This window comes from Pseudomonas sp. M1 (genome assembly GCF_022760135.1).
GTDB classification, from domain to species: Bacteria; Pseudomonadota; Gammaproteobacteria; order Pseudomonadales; family Pseudomonadaceae; genus Pseudomonas; species Pseudomonas citronellolis.
This window is the reverse complement of sequence record NZ_CP094343.1, coordinates 450216-473640: the sequence shown is the minus strand read 5'-3', so window position 1 is coordinate 473640 and position 23425 is coordinate 450216. Positions and strand designations below refer to the sequence as shown.

The 23425-nt window shown below is 68.3% G+C and carries 17 protein-coding genes; 4 read left to right on the top strand and 13 right to left on the bottom strand.

The window, feature by feature from the left end; genetic code table 11:
* The first annotated feature begins 135 nt into the window (after positions 1-135).
* Entirely contained in the window at positions 136-1944 is a 1809-nt protein-coding gene (locus tag PM1_RS02020; RefSeq protein ID WP_009613504.1) for a hypothetical protein, read from the top strand.
* 62 nt (positions 1945-2006) lie between these two features.
* Positions 2007-4079 carry an EAL domain-containing response regulator gene (locus PM1_RS02015; protein WP_009613506.1) on the top strand — a complete coding sequence of 691 codons (2073 nt, stop codon included), beginning with the start codon at positions 2007-2009 and terminating at the stop codon, positions 4077-4079.
* A 423-nt stretch (positions 4080-4502) separates the two neighbouring features.
* Here the strand turns inward: PM1_RS02015 and PM1_RS02010 are convergent, their stop codons facing one another.
* Both PM1_RS02010 and serB read right to left on the bottom strand, forming a co-directional pair.
* The gene (locus PM1_RS02010; protein ID WP_446731346.1) at positions 4503-5606 is read right to left on the bottom strand and encodes an IS110 family transposase; all 1104 of its coding nucleotides are present in this window, start codon (positions 5604-5606) and stop codon (positions 4503-4505) included.
* A gap of 988 nt (positions 5607-6594) precedes the next feature.
* Positions 6595-7815 carry a phosphoserine phosphatase SerB gene (gene serB, locus PM1_RS02005; RefSeq protein WP_009613510.1) on the bottom strand — a complete coding sequence of 407 codons (1221 nt, stop codon included), beginning with the start codon at positions 7813-7815 and terminating at the stop codon, positions 6595-6597.
* A 188-nt stretch (positions 7816-8003) separates the two neighbouring features.
* On the opposite strand from serB, the gene PM1_RS02000 reads away from it, so the two are divergent.
* Positions 8004-9578: an AhpA/YtjB family protein gene (locus PM1_RS02000; protein WP_009613512.1), complete on the top strand. Its 1575-nt coding sequence runs from the start codon at positions 8004-8006 to the stop codon at positions 9576-9578.
* A gap of 61 nt (positions 9579-9639) precedes the next feature.
* Here the strand turns inward: PM1_RS02000 and PM1_RS01995 are convergent, their stop codons facing one another.
* The 10 genes from PM1_RS01995 to PM1_RS01950 form a co-directional block, all read right to left on the bottom strand.
* Positions 9640-11274, bottom strand: coding sequence for a glycosyltransferase family 39 protein (locus tag PM1_RS01995; RefSeq protein ID WP_009613514.1), 1635 nt, complete (start codon positions 11272-11274; stop codon positions 9640-9642).
* A 141-nt stretch (positions 11275-11415) separates the two neighbouring features.
* Positions 11416-12129 carry a PqiC family protein gene (locus PM1_RS01990; RefSeq protein WP_009613516.1) on the bottom strand — a complete coding sequence of 238 codons (714 nt, stop codon included), beginning with the start codon at positions 12127-12129 and terminating at the stop codon, positions 11416-11418.
* 155 nt (positions 12130-12284) lie between these two features.
* On the bottom strand, positions 12285-14549 hold the full coding sequence (gene parC / locus PM1_RS01985) for a DNA topoisomerase IV subunit A (RefSeq protein WP_009613518.1): 2265 nt from the start codon (positions 14547-14549) through the stop codon (positions 12285-12287).
* Between the two features lie 7 nt (positions 14550-14556).
* Positions 14557-15081: a retropepsin-like aspartic protease family protein gene (locus tag PM1_RS01980; RefSeq protein WP_009613520.1), complete on the bottom strand. Its 525-nt coding sequence runs from the start codon at positions 15079-15081 to the stop codon at positions 14557-14559.
* Entirely contained in the window at positions 15078-16088 is a 1011-nt protein-coding gene (locus PM1_RS01975; RefSeq protein WP_009613522.1) for an esterase-like activity of phytase family protein, read from the bottom strand. The genes PM1_RS01980 and PM1_RS01975 overlap by 4 nt, the downstream gene beginning before the upstream one ends.
* Entirely contained in the window at positions 16088-17986 is a 1899-nt protein-coding gene (gene parE / locus PM1_RS01970) for a DNA topoisomerase IV subunit B (protein WP_009613524.1), read from the bottom strand. Before parE ends, PM1_RS01975 begins: the two co-directional genes overlap by 1 nt.
* Before the next feature lie 11 nt (positions 17987-17997).
* Entirely contained in the window at positions 17998-18603 is a 606-nt protein-coding gene (locus PM1_RS01965) for a YqiA/YcfP family alpha/beta fold hydrolase (RefSeq protein ID WP_009613526.1), read from the bottom strand.
* A gap of 48 nt (positions 18604-18651) precedes the next feature.
* Positions 18652-19464 (bottom strand): 3',5'-cyclic-AMP phosphodiesterase, encoded by an 813-nt coding sequence (gene cpdA / locus PM1_RS01960; RefSeq protein WP_009613528.1) that lies wholly within the window; start codon positions 19462-19464, stop codon positions 18652-18654.
* A 156-nt stretch (positions 19465-19620) separates the two neighbouring features.
* Positions 19621-20079: a DUF1249 domain-containing protein gene (locus PM1_RS01955; RefSeq protein ID WP_009613530.1), complete on the bottom strand. Its 459-nt coding sequence runs from the start codon at positions 20077-20079 to the stop codon at positions 19621-19623.
* Entirely contained in the window at positions 20070-20687 is a 618-nt protein-coding gene (locus PM1_RS01950) for an NUDIX domain-containing protein (protein WP_009613531.1), read from the bottom strand. Before PM1_RS01950 ends, PM1_RS01955 begins: the two co-directional genes overlap by 10 nt.
* A 193-nt stretch (positions 20688-20880) precedes the next feature.
* On the opposite strand from PM1_RS01950, the gene PM1_RS01945 reads away from it, so the two are divergent.
* The gene (locus PM1_RS01945) at positions 20881-21636 is read left to right on the top strand and encodes an RsiV family protein (RefSeq protein WP_009613532.1); all 756 of its coding nucleotides are present in this window, start codon (positions 20881-20883) and stop codon (positions 21634-21636) included.
* Between the two features lie 490 nt (positions 21637-22126).
* Here PM1_RS01945 and cytX read toward each other — a convergent pair whose 3' ends face one another.
* Positions 22127-23404 (bottom strand): putative hydroxymethylpyrimidine transporter CytX, encoded by a 1278-nt coding sequence (gene cytX / locus PM1_RS01940; RefSeq protein ID WP_009613533.1) that lies wholly within the window; start codon positions 23402-23404, stop codon positions 22127-22129.
* Positions 23405-23425: the final 21 nt, after the last annotated feature.

Here is a 23425-nt window from a genome sequence, read left to right as displayed (position 1 = left end):
CGGCAGGCCCGCTCCCCAACCAGGGAACGGGCTGCCTTCTCAGGTGGATACTGCTAGAGTTTGGAAAAAACCGGCGCCCAAGACCGGCACAACGGTCCAGCGAACGGCCCAGATCGTGGAGCACCTCATCCGACCATGGACAATACGAGTCCCCAGCAATTGCTGCGCGTTCCCACCCCGACGCAGGAAAGCCTGAGCTTCTGCAACGTCACTGCGCGCGACATCAAATACTGGCTGGACCACCTGCCCAAGGCCAACCTCGGCGAGACCGCGCGCCAGCTCTACCAGGGCCTGATCGAGCTGAACCAGCTGAAGCTCCCGGTGGAGGCCCGCCTACAGTTGCTGGAGCTGTTCCGCCCGGAAGTCCAGTCGGTCTGCCACAACCTCGAACGCCACTTCCTCAACCACTCCATCGTCCTCGACGAGCGCCCGCGCAAGGTCGCCAACCTCTGCCAGGCCCTGCAGAACCACCTGGCCGTCGGCTACAAGCTGGTGGTGGTGCGCGAGGCGCCGCGCTTCACCCGCGAACGCGCGCAAATCCTCACCCTCGCCCTGCAACGGGCGATCCGCAGCCTGTGCGGCCCGCTGATCCGCGCCCAGCAGCTCTACTGCCCGGTGCCGGAAAGCCTGTGGCTGGAGCTGCACCAGCTCTACCAACTGGCCCGCAGCAAGGGCGTGCAGGCCCTGGCGGTCCGCGACGACCTGGCCAAGCACGGCAACACCCTGACCGTGGAGCAGGCCTACCTGGTGGCCCTGCTGCTGGGCTGCGCCCGCTGCAACCAGATGCGCCAGGCCGGCATCGCCCAATTGGCCGATGCCCTGGAGGCCTGGGGTTCATTGGTGCGCCTGCAGGAAGCCGACCTGCCGTCCAGCCTGTTCGTGGTCGCCCCGCAGGTGGACGGCCCGCCGCGCTACCGTTCGCTGTACAAGGCCGGCGACCTGCACAACGGCCTGGGCATGGACCCGCAGCGCCTGGTGGCGGCGATCAAGGAGTACATGAACGCCCCCGCCGAGCAACGCGACAAGCTGCCGCTCAAGGGGGGCGAGCGCATCAGCGTCGACCTGCTGCAGCACCTGGCCAGCGCCTGGGGCGACATCGCCGAGCGCAGCTTCCAGCGCACCTCCGGCCAGGGCCAGCTGACCCTCTGCATCGGCATGAGCGCGCTGCACTACTACCTGTCCGGCCGGCGCCCGTTCGCCGACCTGCTCAAGCTGCCCGAACCGGTGCAGGCGACCTTCCAGGCGGAAGTGAACGACGCCTGGGCCAATGCCTTCGACGCGCAGAAGGTCACCGACTGGCAACCGGGCATGCCGCTGGAGGAAATCGAATACCAGCCGCTGCGGACGGCGGAGCAAGGCTCGGCCGACGCCGCCGAATCGGCGACCTGCGACGAGTACCCGGTCTTCGCCCTGCCCATCGTCAACCACAGCCCCGGCGGCTACTGCCTGACCTGGCCGAAGGAAATCCCCAGCCAGTTGCAGGCCGGCGAGCTGCTCGGCATCCAGGACGCGCCGGGCCAGGGCTGGAGCATCGCGGTGGTGCGCTGGATCCGCCAGGTCCGCGGCGGCGGCACGCAGATGGGCATCGAGCTGATCGCCCCCATCGCCCAGCCCTGCGGCCTGCAACTGCTGCGCAAGTCGGAGCAGAGCAGCCACTACCTGCGCGCCCTGCTGCTGCCGGAGATCGCCGCCATCTCGCGGCCGGCGACGCTGATCTCGCCGCGGCTGCCGTTCCAGGAAGGCAGCCGCGTGCAGATCAACCTGCATGGCGAGGAACGCCGCGCCACCCTGACACGCAAGCTCACCGCCACCGGCAGTTTCAGCCAGTTCGAGTACAGTACCCAGGAACGTCCGAAGGGCGCCGACGATAAGCCCGTCACAGGAGCGAACGGCCACACGGGGCACGGGGAGGAAGACTTTGACTCACTCTGGAAGTCGCTGTAGATTCGGCCGCACTCCATTCGTCGCCTCCTGGCTGCCGTCCGGCGCGCCATAAGCAGCTCTTCATGGCCAATGAAAAGAAAACCGTCCGCCTGCTGATCCTGGAAGACTCGCAGAACGAGGCCGAACGTCTGGTCAGCCTGTTCCGCAACGCCGGGCGTGCGACCCGCGTCCACCGCGTGACCTCCAGCGAAGACCTCGGCGAGGCCCTGCAACAGACCTGGGACCTGCTGATCGCCGCCCCGCAAAGCAGTGCGCTGGCGCCGGAGGAGGCTCTGGCCAGCCTGCGCCGCCAGGCCAAGGACATCCCCTTCATCCAGTTGGTCGAAGGCAACGATTCCGACAGCATCACCGAGGCCCTGGCCCTCGGCGCCCAGGACGCCCTGCCCCAGGGCGAGGACGAGCGCCTGGTGCTGGTGGCCAACCGCGAACTTGCCGCCCTGGAGGAACGCCGCGCCCGGCGCACCGCCGAGGTCGCCCTGCGCGAGGCGGAGAAGCGCTGCCAGCTGCTGCTGGACAGCTCGGTGGACGCCATCACCTACGTCCACGACGGCATGCACATCTACGCCAACCGCGCCTACGTCGCGATGTTCGGCTACGAGGACGCCGAGGAACTGGAAGGCCTGCCGATGATCGACCTGATCGCCGCCGCCGACCAGGCCACCTTCAAGGATTTCCTCAAGGGCTACCAGCACGGCGAGGGCGACAACGAACTGCTGTGCGACGGCGTGCGCGTCGACGGCCAGAGGTTCCGCGCGCGCATGGGCTTCTCGCCGGCCACCTACGACGGCGAACCGTGCATCCAGGTGGTGATCCGCGCCGAGCAGGACAACAGCGAGCTGCAGGAGAAGCTGCGCGAAGTCAGCAGCCAGGACCTGGTCACCGGCCTGTTCAACCGCGCCCACTTCCTCGACCTGATGGATGCCGCCGTGGAGCGCGCCGTCACCGCCGGCCAGCCGGCCAGCCTCGCCTACCTGCTGCTCGACCGCGCGCAGCACCTGCAGCTGAGCCTGGGCATCGCCAGCATCGACCTGCTGCTGGCCGACCTCGCCCACCTGCTGCGCGAGCACTTCCCCGAGAGCGTGCAGCTGGCGCGCTTCAGCGACGATGCCTTCAGCGTGCTGCTCGACGGCCAGACGCCGGAACAGAGCAAGGCCCTGTTCGCCAGCCTGCTGAAGAAGGTCGAGGGCCACCTGTTCGACATCCACGGGCGCACCGCCCAGGTCACCCTGTCGATCGGCTGCGCCGGGCTCGACGAAAAGACCAGCCGCGCCCAGGACGTCATCGACCGCGCCCATCGCTGCGCCGACGAAATCGCTCAGGCCGAGGGCAACGGCATCAAGCTCTACGACCCGGCCGACGAACTGGCCGCCGCCGCCAGCCGCGGCGACCTGCTGGCGATCATCCAGCAGGCGCTGGAGAAAAATGCCTTCCGCCTGCTGTTCCAGCCGATCATCAGCCTGCGCGGCGACAGCCACGAGCTGTACGAAGTACTGCTGCGCCTGCTCAACCCGCAGGGCGAGGAAGTGCCCGCCGCCGACTTCTTCGGCGCGGCCAAGGCCGGCGGCCTGGCCGAGCGCATCGACCGCTGGGTGCTGCTCAACTCCATCAAGCTGCTCGCCGAACACCGCGCCAAGGGCCACAACACCAAGCTCTTCGTGCACCTGTCCGGCCCCAGCCTGCAGGACGCCGGGCTGCTGCCCTGGCTGGCGGTGGCGCTGAAGGCCGCGCGCCTGCCGGCCGACTCGCTGATCCTGCAGGTCAGCGAAACCGACGCCGTGGCCCACCTCAAGCAGGCCAAGGCCCTGAGCCAGGGCCTGGCCGAGCTGCACTGCCAGGTCGCCCTCGGCCAGTTCGGCTGCGCGCTGAACCCGTTCAACACGCTCAAGCACATGAACGTCGACTTCGTGAAGATCGACGGCTCCTACGTGCAGGACCTCAGCCGCCCGGAGAACCAGGAAAACCTGCGCACCCTGATGGCCAGCCTGCACGCCCAGGCCAAGCTGACCATAGTGCCCATGGTGGAGAGCGCCACGGCCCTGGCCACCCTCTGGCAGGCCGGCGCCAACTACATCCAGGGCCGCTACCTGCAGGGCCCGAGCCAGGCGATGGATTACGACTTCTCTTCGGAGGAGTGATCCGCTCCCGCGCCTTCCGGCAAACGTAGGATGGGTTGAGCGAAGCGATACCCATCACCACGGCCGCATGGGTTTCGTAAACTCAACCCATCCTACGAAAGGCACCTCGGCGCACGGATTCATTTGTAGGAGCGGGCCCTGCCCGCAAATCGCGCGCAGGGCGCGCTCCTATGTATGGACTCACCCCCACCGTCAACCCGCTTTTGAACATGAAAACCCGACTGCATCTATGTATTAGGCCTGTTCGAGGAAGCCACGTCGGGCTTCTGGCCAACATTGGGTAAGCCCGCGGAATGCCGATTACAAAGAGGCCTCGAAGGCCGGTAGGAGCGTAGGCATCGATCCGCGACGGTCTGACCAGGGGTCAATGTTCTTCAGCAAGGGTTGGAGCGACTTGGCGCCCCGTTGGCGGGAACTCGTTGATCAGTGGCTCATTTCCATCTCCCGGTAAGCATTCGGCTTGCGCTGGTAGGTTTGTTCGCTGCACAGCAGCACCCAGGCGATACGCAGGTTGCGGTTGGCCAGTCGCACTGCCGCGCCCTTGCGCCCCAGACGTTGTAGCCAGCGCTGCAGGCGCCGATCGTCCGGGTGTTCGGAATCGGGCCGCAGTTGCTTCAACACCGCATGCGAGCCTACGACCATCAGGCTGCGCACATAGGCGTCGCCACGTTTGGTCATCTTGCCCAGCCTTACCTTCTGCCCGCTGCTGTGCTGGTCGGGCACGATGCCGAAGTAGGCAGCGAACTGACGCGCATTGGCGAAACGTTCCGGCTCGACCTGTTTGGCCAGCAAGGCCGTAGCCGTGATCGGACCGATACCACGTACCGTCATCAGCCGTTTGGCTGTCGGGTCGGCGGCGGCACAGGCTTCCAGACGCCCGGTCAGCGCGGCGATACGCTCGCCCAGCCGTTGCCATTCCTTCAGCATCTCGTCGATCAGCTCGCGCAGCAGCGCCGGCAACGGCTGGCGGGCGTCTTCCAGCACCCGGGTGACACCTTGCTTCAAGCCCACATCCCCCTGTGCCAGGACGACGCCCTGCTCCAGCAGCAGCCCGCGGATCTGATTACCCATGGCGGTGCGCCGCCGCACATAGTCCCGCCGGACACGGTGCCAGGCCTGCATCGCCAGTGCCGCGACGCTCTTCACCGGTACCGACGCAATACTGCTATCCCGGCCCGCCCGCAGAATGGCGTGGGCATCATTGCGATCATTCTTCGCTCCGCTCCGGTGCTCGGCCACCCGCTGGGCCGGCAGGATACGCACCGGGTTGCCCTGCGCCTGCAGCAGCCGAGCCCAGGCTTGTGCTCCAGGGCCGGTTTCCATCAGCACCGTCACGCCCTCCGGCAGCTTCTGCAGAAACACCTGAAACGCTTCACGCGACTTGATTCGCTGTTCGTATGCCAGTTGACCCTGGGCGTCTTCCCCCGCCACCTGGAAGACCTTTTTCGCCAGATCCACGGCGACTGTCGTGCACACCGATACATCGGTTGCAGACACCGGCTTATTCATCGTCGTATGCTTTTTCATGGACTCACCCTCACTGTCGGTGGCTTCTTAGACCGCCACCGTGGCGCCTCGACGCCTCGGTGAGGGTGAGTCCATCCAATTACAGGTCGACACCAAGCTCCGTAGCGGGTGATCGGTAGGGCGCAAACCGTTCGCGGTTATCCGCCGATACTCCTGTGCCTTCCGGCAAACGTAGGATGGGTTGAGCGAAGCGATACCCATCACCACGGCCGCATGGGTTTCGTAAACTCAACCCATCCAACGAAAGACACGTCGGCGCACAGATTCACTTGTAGGAGCGAGCCCTGCCCGCGAATCGCGCGCAGGGCGCGCTCCTACAGGTCGATACCGAGCTCCGTGGCGGGTGATCGGTAGGGCGCATAGCCGTTCGCGGTTATCCGCCGATACTCCCGCGCCCTCCGGCAAACGTAGGATGGGTTGAACGAAGCGATACCCATCAATTACCACGACCGCATGGGTTTCGTAAACTCAACCCATCCTACGAAAGACACATCGGCGCACGGATTCATTTGTAGGAGCGGGCCCTGCCCGCGAATCGCGCGCAGGGCGCGCTCCTACAGGTCGACACCGAGCTCCGTGGCGGGTGATCGGTAGGGCGCATAACGTTCGCGGTTATCCGCCGATACTCCTGTGCCTTCCGACAAACGTAGGATGGGTTGAGCGAAGCGATACCCATCACCACGGCCGCATGGGTTTCGTAAACTCAACCCATCCTACGAAAGACACGTCGGCGCACGGATTCATTTGTAGCGGGCCTTGCCCGCAAATCGCGCGCAGGGCGCGCTCCTACAGGTCGACACCGAGCTCCGTGGCGGGCTCGGTGGGCGCATAACCGTTCGCGGTTATCCGCCGATACACCAAGGCCATGGCCAACACCCAGGTCAACCTGGAGCCGCCGGAAGCGGCGGACACCGCCATGGGCACGGCATTTCCCGTAGGAGCGGATTCATCCGCGATCCGGCCGGCAGGCCGGTATTCCCACACCGCCTCAGCGCCCGTCCACGCCCTCGCGGTCGCGGAAGCCCAGCAGGTAGAGGATGCCGTCCAGGCCCAGGGTGGAGATGGCCTGCTTGGCCGACTGCTTGACCAGCGGCTTGGCGCGGAAGGCCACGCCCAGGCCGGCCAGGCCGAGCATCGGCAGGTCGTTGGCGCCGTCGCCCACGGCGATGGTCTGCTCCAGCTGCAGGCCTTCCTTCGCCGCCAGTTCGCGCAGCAGGTCGGCCTTGCGCTGGGCGTCGACGATCGGCTCGATGGCCACGCCGGTGACCTTGCCGTCGACGATCTCCAGTTCGTTGGCGAAGACGTAGTCGATGCCCAGCTTCGCCTGCAACTGGCGGGCGAAATAGGTGAAGCCGCCGGAGAGGATGGCGGTCTTGTAGCCCAGGCGCTTGAGCTCGGCGAACAGCGTCTCGGCGCCCTCGGTCAGGCGCAGCGAGGCGCCGATTTCCTCGAGCACGTCCTCGGACAGGCCCTTGAGCAGCGCCAGGCGCTCCTTGAAGCTGGCGCGGAAGTCCAGCTCGCCACGCATCGCCCGCTCGGTGATTTCCGAAACCTGCTCGCCGACGCCGGCGGCCTTGGCCAGCTCGTCGATGACCTCGGCCTCGATCAGCGTCGAGTCCATGTCGAACACCGCCAGGCGGCGGTTGCGGCGGTACAGCGAGTCGCGCTGGAAGGCGATGTCGACGTTCAGCTCCTGGGCCACGCTGAGGAACTCGGCGCGCAGGGCCACCGGGTCGGCCGGCTCGCCGCGCACGGAGAACTCGATGCAGCCCTTGCCGCGCTCGGCCGGCATGTCCAGCGGCATGCGCCCGGACAGGCGGTCGATGTGGTCGATGTTCAGCCCGTACTTGGCGGTGATCGAGCTGACCCGCTGCAACTGCTCGGCGGTCACCCGGCGCGTCAGCAGGGTGACGATCTGGCGCGGCTTGCCCTGGCCGCCGACCCATTGCTGGTAGTCGGCCTCGGAAACGGGGGTGAAGCGCACCTGCTGGTCGAGCTCGTAGGCGGTGAAGAGCACGTCCTTGAGGACCGCGGAGGCCCGCTCGGTGTCGGGAATCTCCACCAGGATGCCGAAGGACAGGGTGTCGTGGATCACCGCCTGGCCGATGTCGAGGATGTTCACCCCGCCCTGGGCCAGCACGCCGGTGATGGCGGCGGTGAGACCGGGGCGGTCTTCCCCGGTGATGTTGATCAGGACGATTTCGCGCAAGGCGCAGTCTCCGCCATGGAAAAAGCGCACATTCTAGCGCCTTTCTCGGCCGCCGCCTCGCCCGCCGGCGGCACAACCGCCGATCGGATCGTCCGTGCCGTCCGGATCACGGACGGACCGGCGCTTTGCCCGCTTCCGGGGCGCCGTTATACTGCCGGGACTGTCCTTCATAGAAGACCGAGCCCGCTGTGACCCGGCCCACGTCCGTCAAGCCCGATAATTTCTTCCTGTTGCTGTACCACGCCCTGCGCCAGCGCCGGGTGCCCATCGCCCTGCGCATCGCCATCCACAGCCTGGTGCTGGTGGCGGCGGCGCTGCTGATCTACGCCTGGGTGATGGGCATGCAGTTCAAGCAGGCCATGCACCAGCAGGCCGACGCCGTGGGCCAGAGCCTGACCACCCAGACCGCGGCCTCGGCCACCGAGCTGCTGGTGTCCAACGACATCCTCAGCCTCAACGTGCTGCTGGGCAACCTGACCAAGAACCCGCTGGTGGCCCACGCCGCCATCTACAGCGCCGACGGCCGCACCCTGGCCGAGGCCGGCTCGCGGCCCAAGCAGGGCCTGCTGGGCGACAGCGAGGGCGTCTACTCGACGCAGATCACCTTCCAGGAGGTCATGGCCGGCCAGCTGCGCATCAGCCTGGACATGGAACAGTTCCAGCAGCCGATGATGGTCAGCCTGCAGAGCATGGGCCTGATCAGCCTGATCCTGCTGCTGCTCACCCTGACCCTCAGCCTGCGCCTGGGCCGCCACATCTCCACCCCGCTGCTGCAGCTGCGCGTGTGGCTGCGCGACCCGGACGACCCCGCCCCCGGCGCCGGCCTGCAGAACGAGATCGGCGACCTGGCCCGCCAGCTCCAGGCGCGCCTGGTGCCGGAGAAGCCGCCGGCCCCCGAGCCCGCTCCCGCGCCGCGCAAGCCCGCGCCCAAGGCGGCCGCGCCGACCCTGGCGAAAGCCGCGGAGAAGCCGGCCAGGCCCGTCGCCGACGACATCGCCAGCGAGCCGGACGACGAACGCGAACCCCGCCTCGACCTGCCGCGCGACGAGCACGAGTTCGACGAGAACATCTTCGCCGAGGACGAGCTGCACGACGAAACGCCCATGGCCGCTGAGGCGTTCGCCGAGGACTTCTCCGAAGAGGCCGCCGAAATCGCCGAAGAGCCCGAGGAAGAACCCGAGCCACAGCTGCCCAACCCCTGCGCCGTGCTGGCCGTGCAACTGGGCAACCAGGAACAGCTGCGGCGCCTGCCGCGTAGCCGCCTGGTGGACCTGCTGGAGCGCTACCGCGACTGCCTGGAGCAGGCCGCACGGCTGTACAAGGGCCAGCTGTTCACCCTCAGCGACGGCGGCAGCCTGATCCTCTTCCACGCCCGCGACGACGACGACTACCTCACCCACGCCCTGTGCTGCGGCGAGCTGATGCGCGCCCTCGGCCACGCCCTGCAGATCGAAGTGGTGGACAGCGGCATTACCCTGCAACTGCAACTGGGCCTGACCCAGGGCGACGAGCTGGCGGAACTGGCCCAGGCCGAGCTGCTGCAGGAAGGCGCCGTGCAGAACGCCCTGAACCTCAGCCAGCACAGCCGCAACCTGCTGCTGATCGAGCGCGCCATCGCCGAGGACGAGCAGGTGCGCCAGCGCGCCCGCGTCCGCGCCATCGCCAACCCGGCCGAGGCCAGTTGCGTGGAATGGCTGAAGGAACCCTACCCGTCGATGCTGGAACGCCAGCTCACCCGCATGCGCGCCCTGCGCACTTCCTGACCGTGCTGCCGGCCGCCCATCGGGCGGCCGGCCTCCTTCTGCAACCTGCTATCGAGCAGCTTCAGGGTAGGTACAGCAGCACGTGGGGCTCGTGGTCGAAGTCGGCGGCCACCAGCGGCTTCAGGCCGGCCAGGGCCGCCGGTTGCACGGCCCGCAGGCGCGCCGCCGACATCACCAGGTAGAGCGGACCACGCAGGCCCTGCAGTTGGCTGTCCTGATCGATGAAGCGCGGCGCCAGGTCGTGGTCGAGGTTGACCAGGTACTTGATCGCCTTGGCGTCCTTGCCCAGGCCGACGAAAGCCACCGGCGCCGGGTTGGCGGCCACGGCCGCGTCGGCAGCCAGGGTGAAGGCGCGGGTGCCGCACAGCCCGCGCTCCATGGGTTCGAAGGCGAGGATATAGGCCGCCCACAACGCCAGCACGGCGCAGCCGGCCAGTCCCAAAGCCCGCAGCCGCCGGTGGCGCAGCAGCCACAGGGCCGAGCCCTGCAGGAGCAGCAACAGCGCCAGGGTGACGTACAGGGCGAGCTGGTAACCCTGCAAGGCTCCGCCCAGACGCCGCCAGGCGAGCACCAGTGCCAACGCCAGCAACCCGGGCAGAACCAACCAGACGCACTGCATCACCCAGCGCAACGCCGAAGCCAGGCGGCTGCCGGTCACGTGAAAGGGATAGGCGGCGATTATCGCCATGTAGGGCGCCGCCGCCAGGATGTAGCGGGCCTTCTTCGCCTGCGGTACGGAAAGCCCGAGCATCACCAGCAACGCCGCCAGAACGCAGGCCCAGAGCAGTATACGCGTGCCCTCCGCCTCTCCCCTTCCGCGCGCACCGGGCAGCAGCAACAGCACCGGCAGCGCCAGGGGGAACGCCAGGGCGTAATTGCCGGGCGCACTGAGGAAGTAATAGAACGGCGAACTGGCCCCGGCGCTGCCGTCGATGCGACCGATGACCTGCATCTGCAGCACCTCCCGGACGAAACCGGGGCCGCCGCTCAGCTCGGCGGCGCCCAGCAGGGCCAGGCAGCAGAACACCAGCAGGGCCGCGGCGAACGGCCCGAAGACCAGCAGCCGGCGCCAGTCCCGCGCCGCCAGCCAGCTGGCGCAGACCGTTGCAGCGGGAATCACCAGGCCCAGCGGGCCACGGACCAGGAAACCGCCCAGCAGCAGCGCCCCCAGCTTTGCCAGCAGGGCCGGTAGCGGACGTTCACGATCGCGATAGGCGAGGTAGAAGGCGCCCAGGGCCAGCGCCGCGACCATCTGGTCCAGCGAGACCGCGCGGGTCTCGCTGACGAAGGTCGCGGTGAGCAGCAACAGCGCCACGGCGAGCAGCGCCCAACGCGGCGAGATCGGCTCCAACAGGCGGTACACCAGGGCCACCAGCGCCGCCGCGGCCAGCGCCGAGGGCAGCCAGGCGGCCAGGCTGTCGACGCGGCCAAACGGCAGCGACAGCAGGTAGATGAGCAGCGTCGAGGTGCCCGGGTAGTCCGGGTAGGGTTCGCCATAGGTGCTGGGAAACAGGCTCGGCCCGTGGCGCAGCATTTCCTGGGCGAACAGCACGAAGCGCGAGTCGAAGCCGATGATCGCCCGCCCCTTGGCCTGGGCGCAGAACAGCAGCAGGGCGAGCGCGCCCAGCAGCCAGGCGCGGGCGGCCGGGCCCAGGCTGGCCAGCCTGGAGGGCGACAGGGAGAGGGAGGCTGGCAAGGGCTTACCCCCGCCGGGCGCCGATCGAAGGGATTCCGATCAACGGTGCCGGCAGAACCGCAGCCTTGTTAGCACCGTCATGGTCAAGAAATCGTCAACGAAAACGGCCCGCGGAGGTGAACCCTCGCGGGCCGCGGCCGATCAGAAGCGGAAGACTTCGACGTTGTTGTGGATGGGCACCACCAGCGGCATTTTCGGCCCTTCTTCCTTGGGCTTGGCGGCCTGCTCGGTGTTCGCCGCCGGCTTGCGCGGAGCGGCCGGCTGCTCGGCGGCCACCGCCACCGGGCGCACGTCCTGGGCCAGTTGCCCGGCGAGGCGGCGCAGCAGTTCGCTCTGCGCACGGACCTGGTCCTGCAGGCTGCCGTCGTGCTTTTCCTCTTCGTGGAACACGCGGCTGTCGCGCAGCGTGCCCTTCTGGTCGAGCAGGCGCCAGCGCGCATCCAGCACCGCCGGCTCCTTCGGGCCGGAATCCAGGCGGGTGATGGTCAGCATCACCTGCACCTGCGGGGTGAACCCCGGCTGTTCCGGGAACAGCGCCAGGCGGGTGGTGTCCAGGCTACTGGACAGCTGGCGCACCAGCAGCTGGCTGACGTTGGTTTCCAGGCTGCCGGCCCAGCGCGCCTCGGTGGACAGGTTGAGGATGCCATCGGCCTGGCGCTGGACCATGGATTCACGTTGCAGGTAGTCGGCCAGCTGCACCGGACCGAGGAGTACGGCGATACCGTTGTCGCGGGTCGGCAGCGGGGTCGCACCGGCATCCAGTTGGTACAGTTGCGTCGGCCGATTCACCGTACAGCCCGCCAGCCCGAGGAGGCCGACGAGGGAAAGACATGCGAGGACGCGCAGGGCGCTCATCGTGCAATCACCGTTAATTCGCCGAAGATCGGCGTCACTTGCTACAAAAAACCACAAACCAAAACGACAATGGAGCCATGGCGCCAGCGTCAAAGGGACCTATCATCCCTTAACCGGCGCCATAGCTCCAGAGGCAGAGTGTATCGCAGAGCGTTTCAGTCCTGAGACAGTGACTCGACCAGCAGCGCATCGACCCTCTGGAAGCCACGCGGCAGCTTGTTGCCGCGCCGGCCGCGCTCGCCCTTGTAGTGCTCCAGGTCGTCGCCGCGCAGCGACAGGGTGCGCTTGCCGGCCTGCAGCACCAGGGTCGCCCCCGGCGGCAGAACTGCCAGGTCGGTCAGGTATTCCTCGCGACTGGCCACGCGCTCGCCCGGCACGCTGATGATCTTGTTGCCCTTGCCCTTGGCCAGCTGCGGCAGGTCGGAGACCTTGAACAGCAGCAGGCGGCCTTCGGTGGTCACCGCCGCCAGCCAGTCCTGCTCGACGTCGGCCACCGGCCGCGGGGCCATGACCTGGGCGCCATTGGGCAGACTGAGCAGGGCCTTGCCGGCCTTGTTCTTGGCCTGCATGTCCTCGCCCTTGACCACGAAGCCGTAGCCGGCGTCCGAGGCCAGCACGTACAGGGCATTGTCCTCGGGCAACAGCACGCGCTCGAAGCTGGCGCCCGGCGGCGGCGTCAGGCGGCCGGTCAGCGGCTCGCCCTGGCCGCGCGCCGACGGCAGGCTGTGGGCCGCCAGCGAGTAACTGCGCCCGGTGGAGTCGATGAACACCGCGTACTGGTTCGAGCGCCCCGGCGCCGCGGCCTTGAAGGTGTCGCCGGCCTTGTACGAAAGCCCTTCGGCGTCGATGTCGTGGCCCTTGGCGCAACGCACCCAGCCCTTGTCGGAAAGCACCACGGTGACCGGCTCGGTGGGCATCAGCTCGGTTTCCGAGAGGGCCTTGGCCTCGGCGCGCTCGACGATCGGCGAGCGGCGGTCGTCGCCATAGGTCTCGGCGTCGGCGATCAGCTCGTCGCGCACCAGCTTGCGCAGCTTGGCGTTGGAACCGAGGATCGCCAGCAGCTTGGCGCGCTCCTTGGCCAGCTCGTCCTGCTCGCCGCGGATCTTCATCTCTTCCAGGCGCGCCAGCTGGCGCAGGCGGGTGTCGAGGATGTAGTCGGCCTGCACGTCGGTGAGGGCGAAGCGCTCCATCAGCACCGGCTTGGGCTGGTCCTCGGTGCGGATGATGTGGATCACCTCGTCGAGGTTGAGGAAGGCGATCAGCAGGCCTTCCAACAGGTGCAGGCGCTTCTCCACCTTGTCCAGGCGGAACTGCAGGCGGCGGCGCACGGTGTCGGTGCGGTAAGTCAGCCATTCGCTGAGCAGCTGGCGCAGGTCCTTGACCTGCGGCTTGCCGTCCAGGCCGATGACGTTGAGGTTCACCCGGTACGAGCTTTCCAGGTCGGTGGTGGCGAACAGGTGGGTCATCAGTTCGTCGGCGTCCACGCGGTTGGAGCGCGGGATGATGACGATGCGGGTGGGATGCTCGTGGTCCGACTCGTCGCGCAGGTCGGCGACCATCGGCAGCTTCTTGGCCTGCATCTGCGCGGCGATCTGCTCCAGCACCTTGGCCCCGGAGACCTGGTGCGGCAGCGCGGTGACCACGATGTCGCCGTCCTCGACGCGGTACACGGCGCGCATGCGCACCGAGCCGCGGCCGGTCTCGTAGATTTTCTGCAGGTCGGCGCGCGGGGTGATGATTTCCGCCTCGGTGGGGAAGTCCGGGCCCTGCACGTGTTCGAGCAGCTCGCCGACGCCGGCGTCCGGCTGGTCGAGCAGGCGCACGCAGGCCGCGGCCACTTCGCGCAGGTTGTGCGGCGGCACGTCGGTGGCCATGCCCACGGCGATGCCGGTGGTGCCGTTGAGCAGCAGGTTCGGCAGCCGCGCCGGCAGCACCGCCGGCTCCTGCATGGTGCCGTCGAAGTTCGGCACCCAGTCGGCAGTGCCCTGGCCCAGCTCGGAGAGCAGGGTTTCGGCGTAGCGCGACAGGCGCGCCTCGGTGTAGCGCATGGCGGCGAAGGACTTGGGATCGTCCGGCGCACCCCAGTTGCCCTGGCCGTCCACCAGCGGGTAGCGGTAGGAGAACGGCTGGGCCATCAGCACCATGGCTTCATAGCAGGCCGAATCGCCGTGGGGATGGTACTTGCCGAGCACGTCGCCGACGGTGCGCGCCGACTTCTTGTGCTTGGAGTCGGCGTCCAGGCCCAGTTCGCTCATGGCGTAGACGATGCGCCGCTGCACGGGCTTCAGGCCGTCGCCGATGTGCGGCAGGGCGCGGTCCATGATCACGTACATGGAGTAGTTCAGGTAGGCCTGTTCGGTGAACTCGGCGAGGGAGCGACGCTCCACGCCTTCCAGGCTCAGATCGAGGGTTTCGCTCATGCGTGCCTCACGGGGAAGTGTTCTGGCGCAGCACCAGGGTGCCGTCGCGCTGGGAGAATTCGAGTTGTCTGAGGGCGCTCATGCCGAGCAGCACCTCGTTGCCGCCCATACCCGGGGCGATGATCGCCGGCACGTCCTTCAAGAGGATGTCGCCCAGCTCCAGGCGCTGCAGGCGCGTGCGCCAGCCACGGGTGCGGCCGTTGGCGGTGTCCAGGTCGATGGGCGCGCCACGCTGCAGCTGCAGGCGCAGGGCCAGGGCTTCCGGCACGGCCACGGCGCTGGCGCCGGTGTCCAGCAGGAAGGTCGCCGGCGCACCGTCGATCAGGCCGTCGAACACGTAGTGGCCCTGGCGGTTGCCCAGCAGGCGCAGCTCCACGTAGCCGTCGCCGTGCAGCGACTGCGGCTGCACGTTGGGGTTGTGCTGGCGCTTTTCCCACAGGCCGAAGAAATGCGTGGCCAGGCCGATGCCGGCCAGCCAGGCGAGCAGCATCATGGCCTTGCCGAGGCGGCGTCCGGGTTGCGCGTCGTTCATTTGCCACCCAGCCAGCCCTCCGCCGGGGCGGCGAAGCGCAGCACGTAGGGTCGCGCATCGCCGTCGGCGCGGGCCGCGTCGCCATTGTCCAGGCCGATCCAGGCGCCCTTGTCGTCGATCACCAGGGCCTCGGCCACACCGTAGGGCAAGGCGTAGCGGCGCTCCGGGGCCAGGGCGCCGTCGGCGAACGACCAGCAGCGCTCGGCGGCGCCGCTCTCGGCGTTGCGCCGGCAGACCTGGTGCACCAGGCGCTCCAGGGTGAACAGCTTGCCCTGGTACAGCGCCAGGTCGGAGAAGTCCAGGGCCAGCGGCTTGTCGCTTTCCAGTTGCGGCGGCGGCAGCGCCGTCCCGGCCTCGCTGAGCAGCACGCAGGCGCCGTCGCATTTCCAGCTGCCGTTGTCGTTGCGCAGGCGCAGCAGGCCGCGGCGCTGGCGTTCGGCGGCGAGCCACAGGCGCTTGCCGTCGGCGTCGATGGCCAGGCCTTCGTAGTAGGCGTTGTTGACCATCAGCAGGCCGCTGGCGCGCGCCTGGCGCAGCAGCGTCGGCGGCAGCTCCAGCCATTGCGCGGCGCCGGCCTCCGGCACCCGCAGCACGCCGGCATAGGCCTCGCTGACCAAGTAGCGGTTGCCCTTGCCGTCGCAGCTGACGCCTTCGAAGTCCATGGCCCCGCCACGTACCAGGCCATACAGCCAGGTGCGCGCGCGGGCGCCCCAGGACAGGCCGCTGTCGGGCAGCCCGGGCACGCTGAAAGTCTCGGCGCGAGCCTGCCAGACGCTGCCCGGGGTTTCGTCCGGGCGCAGGCCGTAGAGGCGGTCGTCGTCGCGGTCGGACACCGTCCACAGCTCGCCGCCGCACAGCGCCAGCCCCGACAGGTTGCCCGCGGGCATGCCTTCCACGGCGTGCTCGGAGAGGAACTGCAGGGCCGGCCCCTGCCCTACCGCGGGTGCGTCCGCCAGGGCCTGGGCGCAGCCGAGCACGGCCGCCAGGGCGGCCAGCGCGCGGCGCATCAGGCCAGGACCTCGGCCAGGTTGCCCTTGGTCTCCAGCCAGGACTTGCGGTCGCCGGCGCGTTTCTTGGCCAGCAGCATGTCCATGATCTCGACGGTGCCCTCGGCGTCTTCCAGGGTCAGCTGCACCAGGCGCCGGGTGTTCGGGTCCATGGTGGTTTCGCGCAGCTGCGGCGGGTTCATCTCGCCCAGGCCCTTGAAGCGGGTGACCTGCGGCTTGCCGCGGCGCTTCTCGGCCAGCAGGCGGTCGAGGATGCCGTCGCGCTCGGCGTCGTCCAGGGCGTAGAAGACTTCCTTGCCCAGGTCGATGCGGTACAGCGGCGGCATGGCCACGTAGACGTGCCCGGCTTCCACCAGCGGGCGGAAGTGGCGGACGAACAGGGCGCACAGCAGGGTGGCGATGTGCAGGCCGTCGGAGTCGGCGTCGGCGAGGATGCAGATCTTGCCGTAGCGCAGCTGGCTCAGGTCGGCGGCGCCCGGGTCGACGCCGATGGCCACGGCGATGTCGTGCACTTCCTGGCTGGCCAGGACTTCGCCGCCATCCACTTCCCAGGTGTTCAGGATCTTCCCGCGCAGCGGCATGATCGCCTGGAACTCCTTGTCCCGCGCCTGCTTGGCCGAGCCGCCGGCGGAGTCGCCCTCCACCAGAAACAGCTCGGCGCGCATCGGATCCTGGCCGGCGCAGTCGGCCAGCTTGCCGGGCAGCGCCGGGCCCTGGGTGATCTTCTTGCGCTCGACCTTCTTGCCCGCCTTCAGGCGACGGCCGGCGTTGCTGATGGCCAGCTCCGCCAGTTGCAGGCCCAGTTCGGGGTTGGCGTTGAGCCAGAGGCTGAAGGCGTCCTTCACGACGCCGGAAACGAAGGCCGCCGCCTCGCGGGAGGACAGGCGCTCCTTGGTCTGCCCGGAGAACTGCGGCTCCTGCAGCTTCATCGAGAGGACGAAGGCGATGCGCTCCCAGACGTCTTCCGGGGCCAGCTTGACACCGCGCGGCAGCAGGTTGCGGAACTCGCAGAACTCGCGCATGGCATCCAGCAGGCCCTGGCGCAGGCCGTTGACGTGGGTGCCGCCCTGGGCCGTGGGGATCAGGTTGACGTAGCTTTCCTGCAGCGATTCGCCGCCCTCGGGCAGCCACAGCAGGGCCCAGTCCACCGCCTCCTTGCTGCCGACCAGGGTGCCGCAGAAGGGCTCTTCCGGCAGGCGCGGCAGCTCGGATACCGAGTCGGCCAGGTAGGAACGCAAGCCGTCCTCGTAATGCCATTCGACGCGCTCGCCGCTGCTCTTGTCCTCGAAAGTGACCAGCAGCCCCGGGCAGAGCACGGCCTTGGCCTTGAGCACGTGCTTGAGGCGGCTGACGGAGAACTTCGGCGAATCGAAATACTTCGGGTCGGGCCAGAAGCGCACGGTGGTGCCGGTGTTGCGCCGGCCGACGCTGCCGATGACTTCCAGGTCGCTGGCCTTGAAGCCGTCGGCGAAGGTCATGCGGTATTCGTTGGCATCACGCTTGACGCGCACTTCCACCTGGGTGGAAAGCGCGTTCACCACCGAGATGCCCACGCCGTGCAGGCCGCCGGAGAACTGGTAGTTCTTGTTGGAGAACTTGCCGCCGGCGTGCAGCTTGGTGAGGATCAGCTCGACCCCCGGCACGCCCTCTTCGGGGTGGATGTCCACCGGCATGCCGCGGCCGTCGTCGATCACTTCCAGCGAGTTGTCCTCGTGGAGGATCACCTGCACGCTCCTGGCGTGGCCGGCCAGGGCCTCGTCCACGGAGTTGTCGATGACTTCCTGGGCCAGGTGGTTGGGCCGCGTGGTGTCGGTGTACATGCCCGGGCGCTTGCGCACCGGATCGAGGCCGGAGAGGACTTCGATGGCTTCTGCGGTATAGGCGTTCTGCTGGGCCATGGGGTCCCTTTTCAAAGAGTTGTGAAATCGAGGTCGCGCCACAGGCCCGCCGGCACCCCGGCGAAGGCCAGCAGCGCCGGCAGCCAGCGGGCGAAGCCCTGGAAGCCGTGGTCGCCGCCGGCCTCGATGCGCAAGGCGCAGGCCCGGTAGAAGACCGCGGCGACCTTGTAGTCGAGGGTTTCATCGCCGGTCTGCAGCCACACCTGGTAGCGCGCCGCATCGACCGGCGGCGGCACTTCGAGTTCCGCCAGGGCGTCGACGTGGTCCTGGGTCAGTACCCATTCCTCGCCGCTGTAATGGTTCTTCTGCGGCCCCAGGTAGCCGTCGAAACGGCCGTGGGGCAGCACCGCCGGGTTGATCAGCAGGGCCTTGAGCCCGTGCCGCTCGGCGAGATGGGTCGCATAGTAGCCGCCCAGGGAACTGCCGACCAGCAAGGGCCGGTCGAGTTCGCCGATGGCCGCCTGCAGCTGGGCCATGGCCTGCCGCGGGTGGTGGTGCAGTTCGGGCACCCGCAGGTGCGCCTGCAAGCCCAGGCGCTCCATGACAGCCGCGAGCTGGCGCGCCTTCTGCGAGGCGGGGGAGCTGTTGAAGCCGTGGATATAGAGGATATCGGTCATGGTGCGGGAGGCTACAAGCAGCGAGCCGCTGCCTGCAAGCCGCACGCGTCAGTAGCCCTGGACGCTGTAGTCCACCTGGAAATCGATGCCGGTGACCCGCGACACGCCGGTCTGCACGCCGCCATCGGGCAGCAGGCGCAGCCAGCGGTAGCCCGGCGCCAGGGTGTCCACGCCGAAGTCCTCGCTGCCCGGGGCGAACTGCACGCAGGTGGAAGGGGACGCCAACAGGCGCACGTCGCCGCGCAGGCGGTCGATTTCCTGGTGCACGTGGCCCCAGAGCAGGCAGCGCACGTGCCGGTGGCGGTCGAGCACGGCGAACAGGTCGTCCGGGTTGCGGATGCCGATGCGGTCCATCCACTGGCTGCCGATGCTCACCGGGTGGTGGTGGAAGGCCACCAGCACGTGGCGATCGCACGCGTCGTGCAGGGCTTGGTCCAGCAGCGCCAGTTGCTCGGCGGACACCTGCCCGGGCACCGCGCCGGGGATGGTGGAGTCGAGCAGGACGATGCGCCAGGCGCCCAGGTCGAGCACCGGGTCGAGGAGGTCGCTGCCGGCGCAGACTTCGCGCATGGGCGCCAGCTCGTCGTGGTTGCCGGGGAACCAGCGGGCCGGTGCCTGAATGCTGGAACAGATATCCAGGAAACGTCTGTACGACTCTGGGGAACCGTCCTGCGAGATATCACCCGTCGCCAGGACCAGGTCGATCTGCGGCTGCTCCTCGAGGACGCGCTTCACCACTTGTTGCAGGCTGTCCGCGGTATCCATGCCGAGAAGCCGGCCATCGTGCTCGGCGAACAGATGGCTGTCAGTGAGCTGCACCAGCAGCACCGGCTCATTTGAGGAAAATTCTTTCGCAGGCAATGCGCCTTCTCCTGTCAGGCGAGGCGTCGTCGTTGAAGGAAGTATGGTGACAGCCCCGGTGCCGGGCAAACCGGGAAAGAGTCACAGTTCACAGTATGCTCGCCGTCGGCCGGACGAACGACATCCTATCATGGCGCAACGCCATCACCCGCGCTTTCAGCGTTGCAGGACCGGTTCCAGCTCGTGGCCGCAGGCCAGGCAGTGGCTCAGCCATTCGCCGAGGAAGAGGTTGAGCTGGCTCTTCTCGTCCGGCTGGTGCATGGCCTGGTTCGGGTAAGGGTAGATGGCCAGCAGGCGGCGCGCCTGCTCGGCGCCGACCACTTCGGCCATGCGCGCGTCATGGTAGACGCGCACTTCCAGGCGCGGCGCGGGCAGCCAGGGCAGGCCCAGCTCCTGGCGCACCTGCAGGGTGGTGGTGTAGGGGCAGGCCTCGATCACTTCCAGGGCCAGCACGCCGAGCAGGCGTTCGCCCTCGCTCAGCGCCACGCGGCGCTGCGACTGCACTTCGCGCATGTCCGGCAGCAGCCGCATCAGGCGCAGGTAGTTGGCCTCGCAGGTGGCTTGCAGCCCGGCCAGGTCGACGCGGTAGCGTTCACGCAGCAGGTTCACACCCATAGGCCACGAACCTCGGCGCGGTTCAGCGCCAGCCATTGCAGGGCGAGCATGCTCGCGGCGTTGTTGACGCGCCCGTCGCGCACGGCCTGCAGGGCATCCTCGAGGGCCAGCACGTGGACGCGGATGTCCTCGCCCTCCTCCTCCAGGCCATGGATGCCCGAGGCCAGGCTGCTGTCGCAACGGCCGACGAACAGGTGCACCAGTTCGTTGCTGCCGCCGGGCGACGGCAGGTACTGGCTGATCGGCCAGAGCGCGCCGAGGTTCAGGCCGGCTTCTTCCACGGCTTCGCGGCGGGCGACCTCTTCAGGTTCTTCGTCCTTGTCGATCAGCCCGGCGACCAGCTCCAGCAGCCAGGGGTTGACCCCGGCCTCCAGGGCGCCGACGCGGAACTGCTCGATCAGTACCACTTCGTCACGCTGCGGGTCGTAGGGCAGCACGCAGACGGCATCGTGGCGGACGAACAGCTCGCGGCTGATCAGCGGCCCCATGTCGCCGGCGAACTGGCGATGACGCAGGTGCAGACGCTCGATGCGATAGAAGCCGCGGAAGCACTCCTCGCGTCGAGTGATCTCCACGTCGTCCGGACCCGCCTTGAAGATATCCGCCATCCCACACACTCATCGATCGGTTGAACTTCGCGCCATCCTATCGCGACGCCGTGCCCCGCGCAGCCTCTTTCCGCCACCGCCCGGCGGGGAGCCGCGCGACACTGCTACACTCGGCGGCGCGGCGAACCCGGCGCGGCTTCGCCGGTCCAAGCCGCGCGGCCGACCGCCGCCGGACACGCAAAGAAGGACACCCATGAATTTTCTGAAAACCCTTGCCGCCACCGGCCTGCTGCTGATGCTCGGCGGCTGCCAGAGCCTCTTCGGCCCCGGCCTGGGCGACCCGCTGAGCGCCCGCCACACCGCCTTCGAACACCTGCAGCCGGGCTGCCAGGGCGAGCAGTGCCCGCTGTTCAACCTGGACACCCTGAGCTTCGACGGGGAACCCGCGCTGGACGCCGCCATCGAGGCGCAGTTGCTCGACCTCACCCGCAACACCCCGGACGACCCGCGCCCGGCCAGCCTCGCCGGCTACGAGCGGGATTTCCTGGCCAGCGCCAAGCCGGGCTGGAGCAGCTACCTGCAAGCGAAGATACGCGAGCAGCATGACGGCCTGGTGATCGTCGAGCTGTCCAGCTACGTCTTCACCGGCGGCGAGTACGGCCAGCCGGGGCGCGCCTTCATCAACTACGACCGCCGCCTGCACAAGGTGCTGACGCTGCAGGACGTGCTGCTGCCCGGCCAGGAGCAGGCCTTCTGGGACAACGCGCGCCTGGCCCACCAGGCCTGGGTAGTGCAGAACAAGCTGGTGGAGCAGGACGCGAACTTCCTCAGGGACTGGCCGTTCCAGAAGACCCCGCACTTCGCCCTGACCTTCGGCGCGCTGACGCTGAAGTACGACATCGACAGCATCGCCCCGCACTCGGTCGGGCACCCGGAGCTGAAGATTCCGTATCCGCGGCTCAACGGCATCGTCAAGCCGTATTACTTCCCGGGGCGTGGGGCGCAGTAGGGAGCGCGCCCTGCGCGCGATTCGCGGGCAGGGCCCGCTCCTACAGATCACCGTGAGGCATGGCGCTGCACGTAGGAGCAACTGTCTTGCCGGCCGCGCCGAGACGCTTTTTGTAGGATGGGTTGAGCCTTGGCGAAACCCATGCGGTTGCGGTGATGGGTATCGCTTCGCTCAACGCCATCCTACGAAAGCCATGCTCGCTCATGCGGTAGGAGCGGACCTTGTCCGCGAACGGTGTTCACCGGCGGCAACGGTGCATCAGACTGACTCCGTTCCCTCTCCCCAACCCTCTCCCGCAAGCGGGAGAGGGGGCTGTCCGGCATGGACGGGAAGTTCGGCATCGACCTGTAGGAGCAACAGTCTTACAGGCTGCACCGAAGTGCTCTTCGTAGGATGGGTCGAGCTTGCGAAACCCATGCTGCCATGGTGATGGGTATCGCTTCGCTCAACCCATCCTACGCTTGAGTTTCTCCCGCACTCCGCCAGGCGCTCAGCCCTTCGCGCCGATACGCCCCAGCGCAAGCTGCAGCACACCGGCCACCAGCAGCGCCGGCAGGGTGGCGCCCAGGTCCGGGGCGTAGTTGGCCAGCAGGTGGTAGGTGACCACGCCGCCGGCCCAGGCCAGCAGCGAGCCCCAGCGCAGGCCGGGGCGGACTTCGGCGGCGGCGCGGCGGCGCAGCAGGAAGTGGTCGACCAGCACCACGCCGAACAGCGGGGCGAACACCGAGCCGATCAGCAGCAGGAAGTTCTGGTACTGCGCCAGCGGCGCGAACCAGGCGATCAGGGTGCAGAGCACGCCGATGACCAGCGCCAGGTGCTCGACCTTCAGCGGCACCAGGATGCCGCTGGAAACCGCCGCCGAGTGGATGTCGGCGAAGGCCTTTTCCGACTCGTCGAGCAGGATCAGCAGCAGCGGGATGCCCATGCCGGCGCCGGCCAGGGCCAGCAGCAGGGCGTTGGCGTCGCTGCCCTGGGCGAATGCCAGGGTGTAGGCCACGCCCAGGCCCATCAGCCAGAAGCAGCCGATGAAGAAGCCCAGCGCGGCGCCGCCGAACACTTGCCCGGCGTGCTTGCCGAAGCGCGAGTAGTCGGCGATCAGCGGCAGCCATGACAGCGGCATGGCGATGGCGATGTCGAAGCCCACCGCCAGCGGCAGCGAGCCGTCGCCGCCGCGGGCCCAGATGGCCGCGAGGTCCGCGCGGTGCAGCAGGTCCCAGGTCAGCCAGATGCAGGCCGCCAGCAGCAGCCAGATGCCCCACTTGCGCAGCACGCGGCGGACGAAGGCCAACGGCCCGCTGACCGCCAGCAGGGTGGCCAGGGCGCCGAACACCAGGGTCCACAGCGCCGGGCTGGTCCAGGCGCTGCCCTCGCCGAAGGCGCGCGCGGCCAGCAGGCTGGCGGCGTCGCGCATGACGATCACCTCGAAGGCGCCCCAGCCCACCAGTTGCAGCAGGTTGAGCACGGCCGGCAGCGCCGCGCCGTGGCCGCCCAGGCTGAGCTTGAGCGAGGCCATGGCGGCCAGCCCGGTGTCGCTGCCGATCACCCCGGCGGCGGCCAGCAGCAGCACCCCGACCAGGGTGCCGAGGAAGATCGCCAGCAGCGAGCCGGCCAGGCCCAGGCCGGGCGCCAGCAGCGCGCCGGTCTGCAGCACCATCAGGCCGATGCCGAGGGAGAACCACAGGGAGAACAGGTCGCGCAGGCCGAGCACGCGCTGGGCGGCGCCGACGGCGATGGCCGGGGAATAGTTGGTTGCGGTGAGAGTGGTCACGATGTGCGCAAGGCTCTGGGG

What these genes read in the sequence shown, in the direction of transcription:
- PM1_RS02020 (WP_009613504.1), top strand. Translation starts at nt 136, where the DNA reads ATGGACAATACGAGTCCCCAGCAATTGCTGCGCGTTCCCACCCCGACG.
- PM1_RS02015 (WP_009613506.1), top strand. Translation starts at nt 2,007, where the DNA reads ATGGCCAATGAAAAGAAAACCGTCCGCCTGCTGATCCTGGAAGACTCG.
- PM1_RS02010 (WP_446731346.1), bottom strand. Translation starts at nt 5,606, where the DNA reads ATGAAAAAGCATACGACGATGAATAAGCCGGTGTCTGCAACCGATGTA.
- PM1_RS01990 (WP_009613516.1), bottom strand. Translation starts at nt 12,129, where the DNA reads ATGAGCGCCCTGCGCGTCCTCGCATGTCTTTCCCTCGTCGGCCTCCTC.
- parC (WP_009613518.1), bottom strand. Translation starts at nt 14,549, where the DNA reads ATGAGCGAAACCCTCGATCTGAGCCTGGAAGGCGTGGAGCGTCGCTCC.
- PM1_RS01980 (WP_009613520.1), bottom strand. Translation starts at nt 15,081, where the DNA reads ATGAACGACGCGCAACCCGGACGCCGCCTCGGCAAGGCCATGATGCTG.
- PM1_RS01975 (WP_009613522.1), bottom strand. Translation starts at nt 16,088, where the DNA reads ATGCGCCGCGCGCTGGCCGCCCTGGCGGCCGTGCTCGGCTGCGCCCAG.
- parE (WP_009613524.1), bottom strand. Translation starts at nt 17,986, where the DNA reads ATGGCCCAGCAGAACGCCTATACCGCAGAAGCCATCGAAGTCCTCTCC.
- PM1_RS01965 (WP_009613526.1), bottom strand. Translation starts at nt 18,603, where the DNA reads ATGACCGATATCCTCTATATCCACGGCTTCAACAGCTCCCCCGCCTCG.
- PM1_RS01955 (WP_009613530.1), bottom strand. Translation starts at nt 20,079, where the DNA reads ATGGGTGTGAACCTGCTGCGTGAACGCTACCGCGTCGACCTGGCCGGG.
- PM1_RS01950 (WP_009613531.1), bottom strand. Translation starts at nt 20,687, where the DNA reads ATGGCGGATATCTTCAAGGCGGGTCCGGACGACGTGGAGATCACTCGA.
- PM1_RS01945 (WP_009613532.1), top strand. Translation starts at nt 20,881, where the DNA reads ATGAATTTTCTGAAAACCCTTGCCGCCACCGGCCTGCTGCTGATGCTC.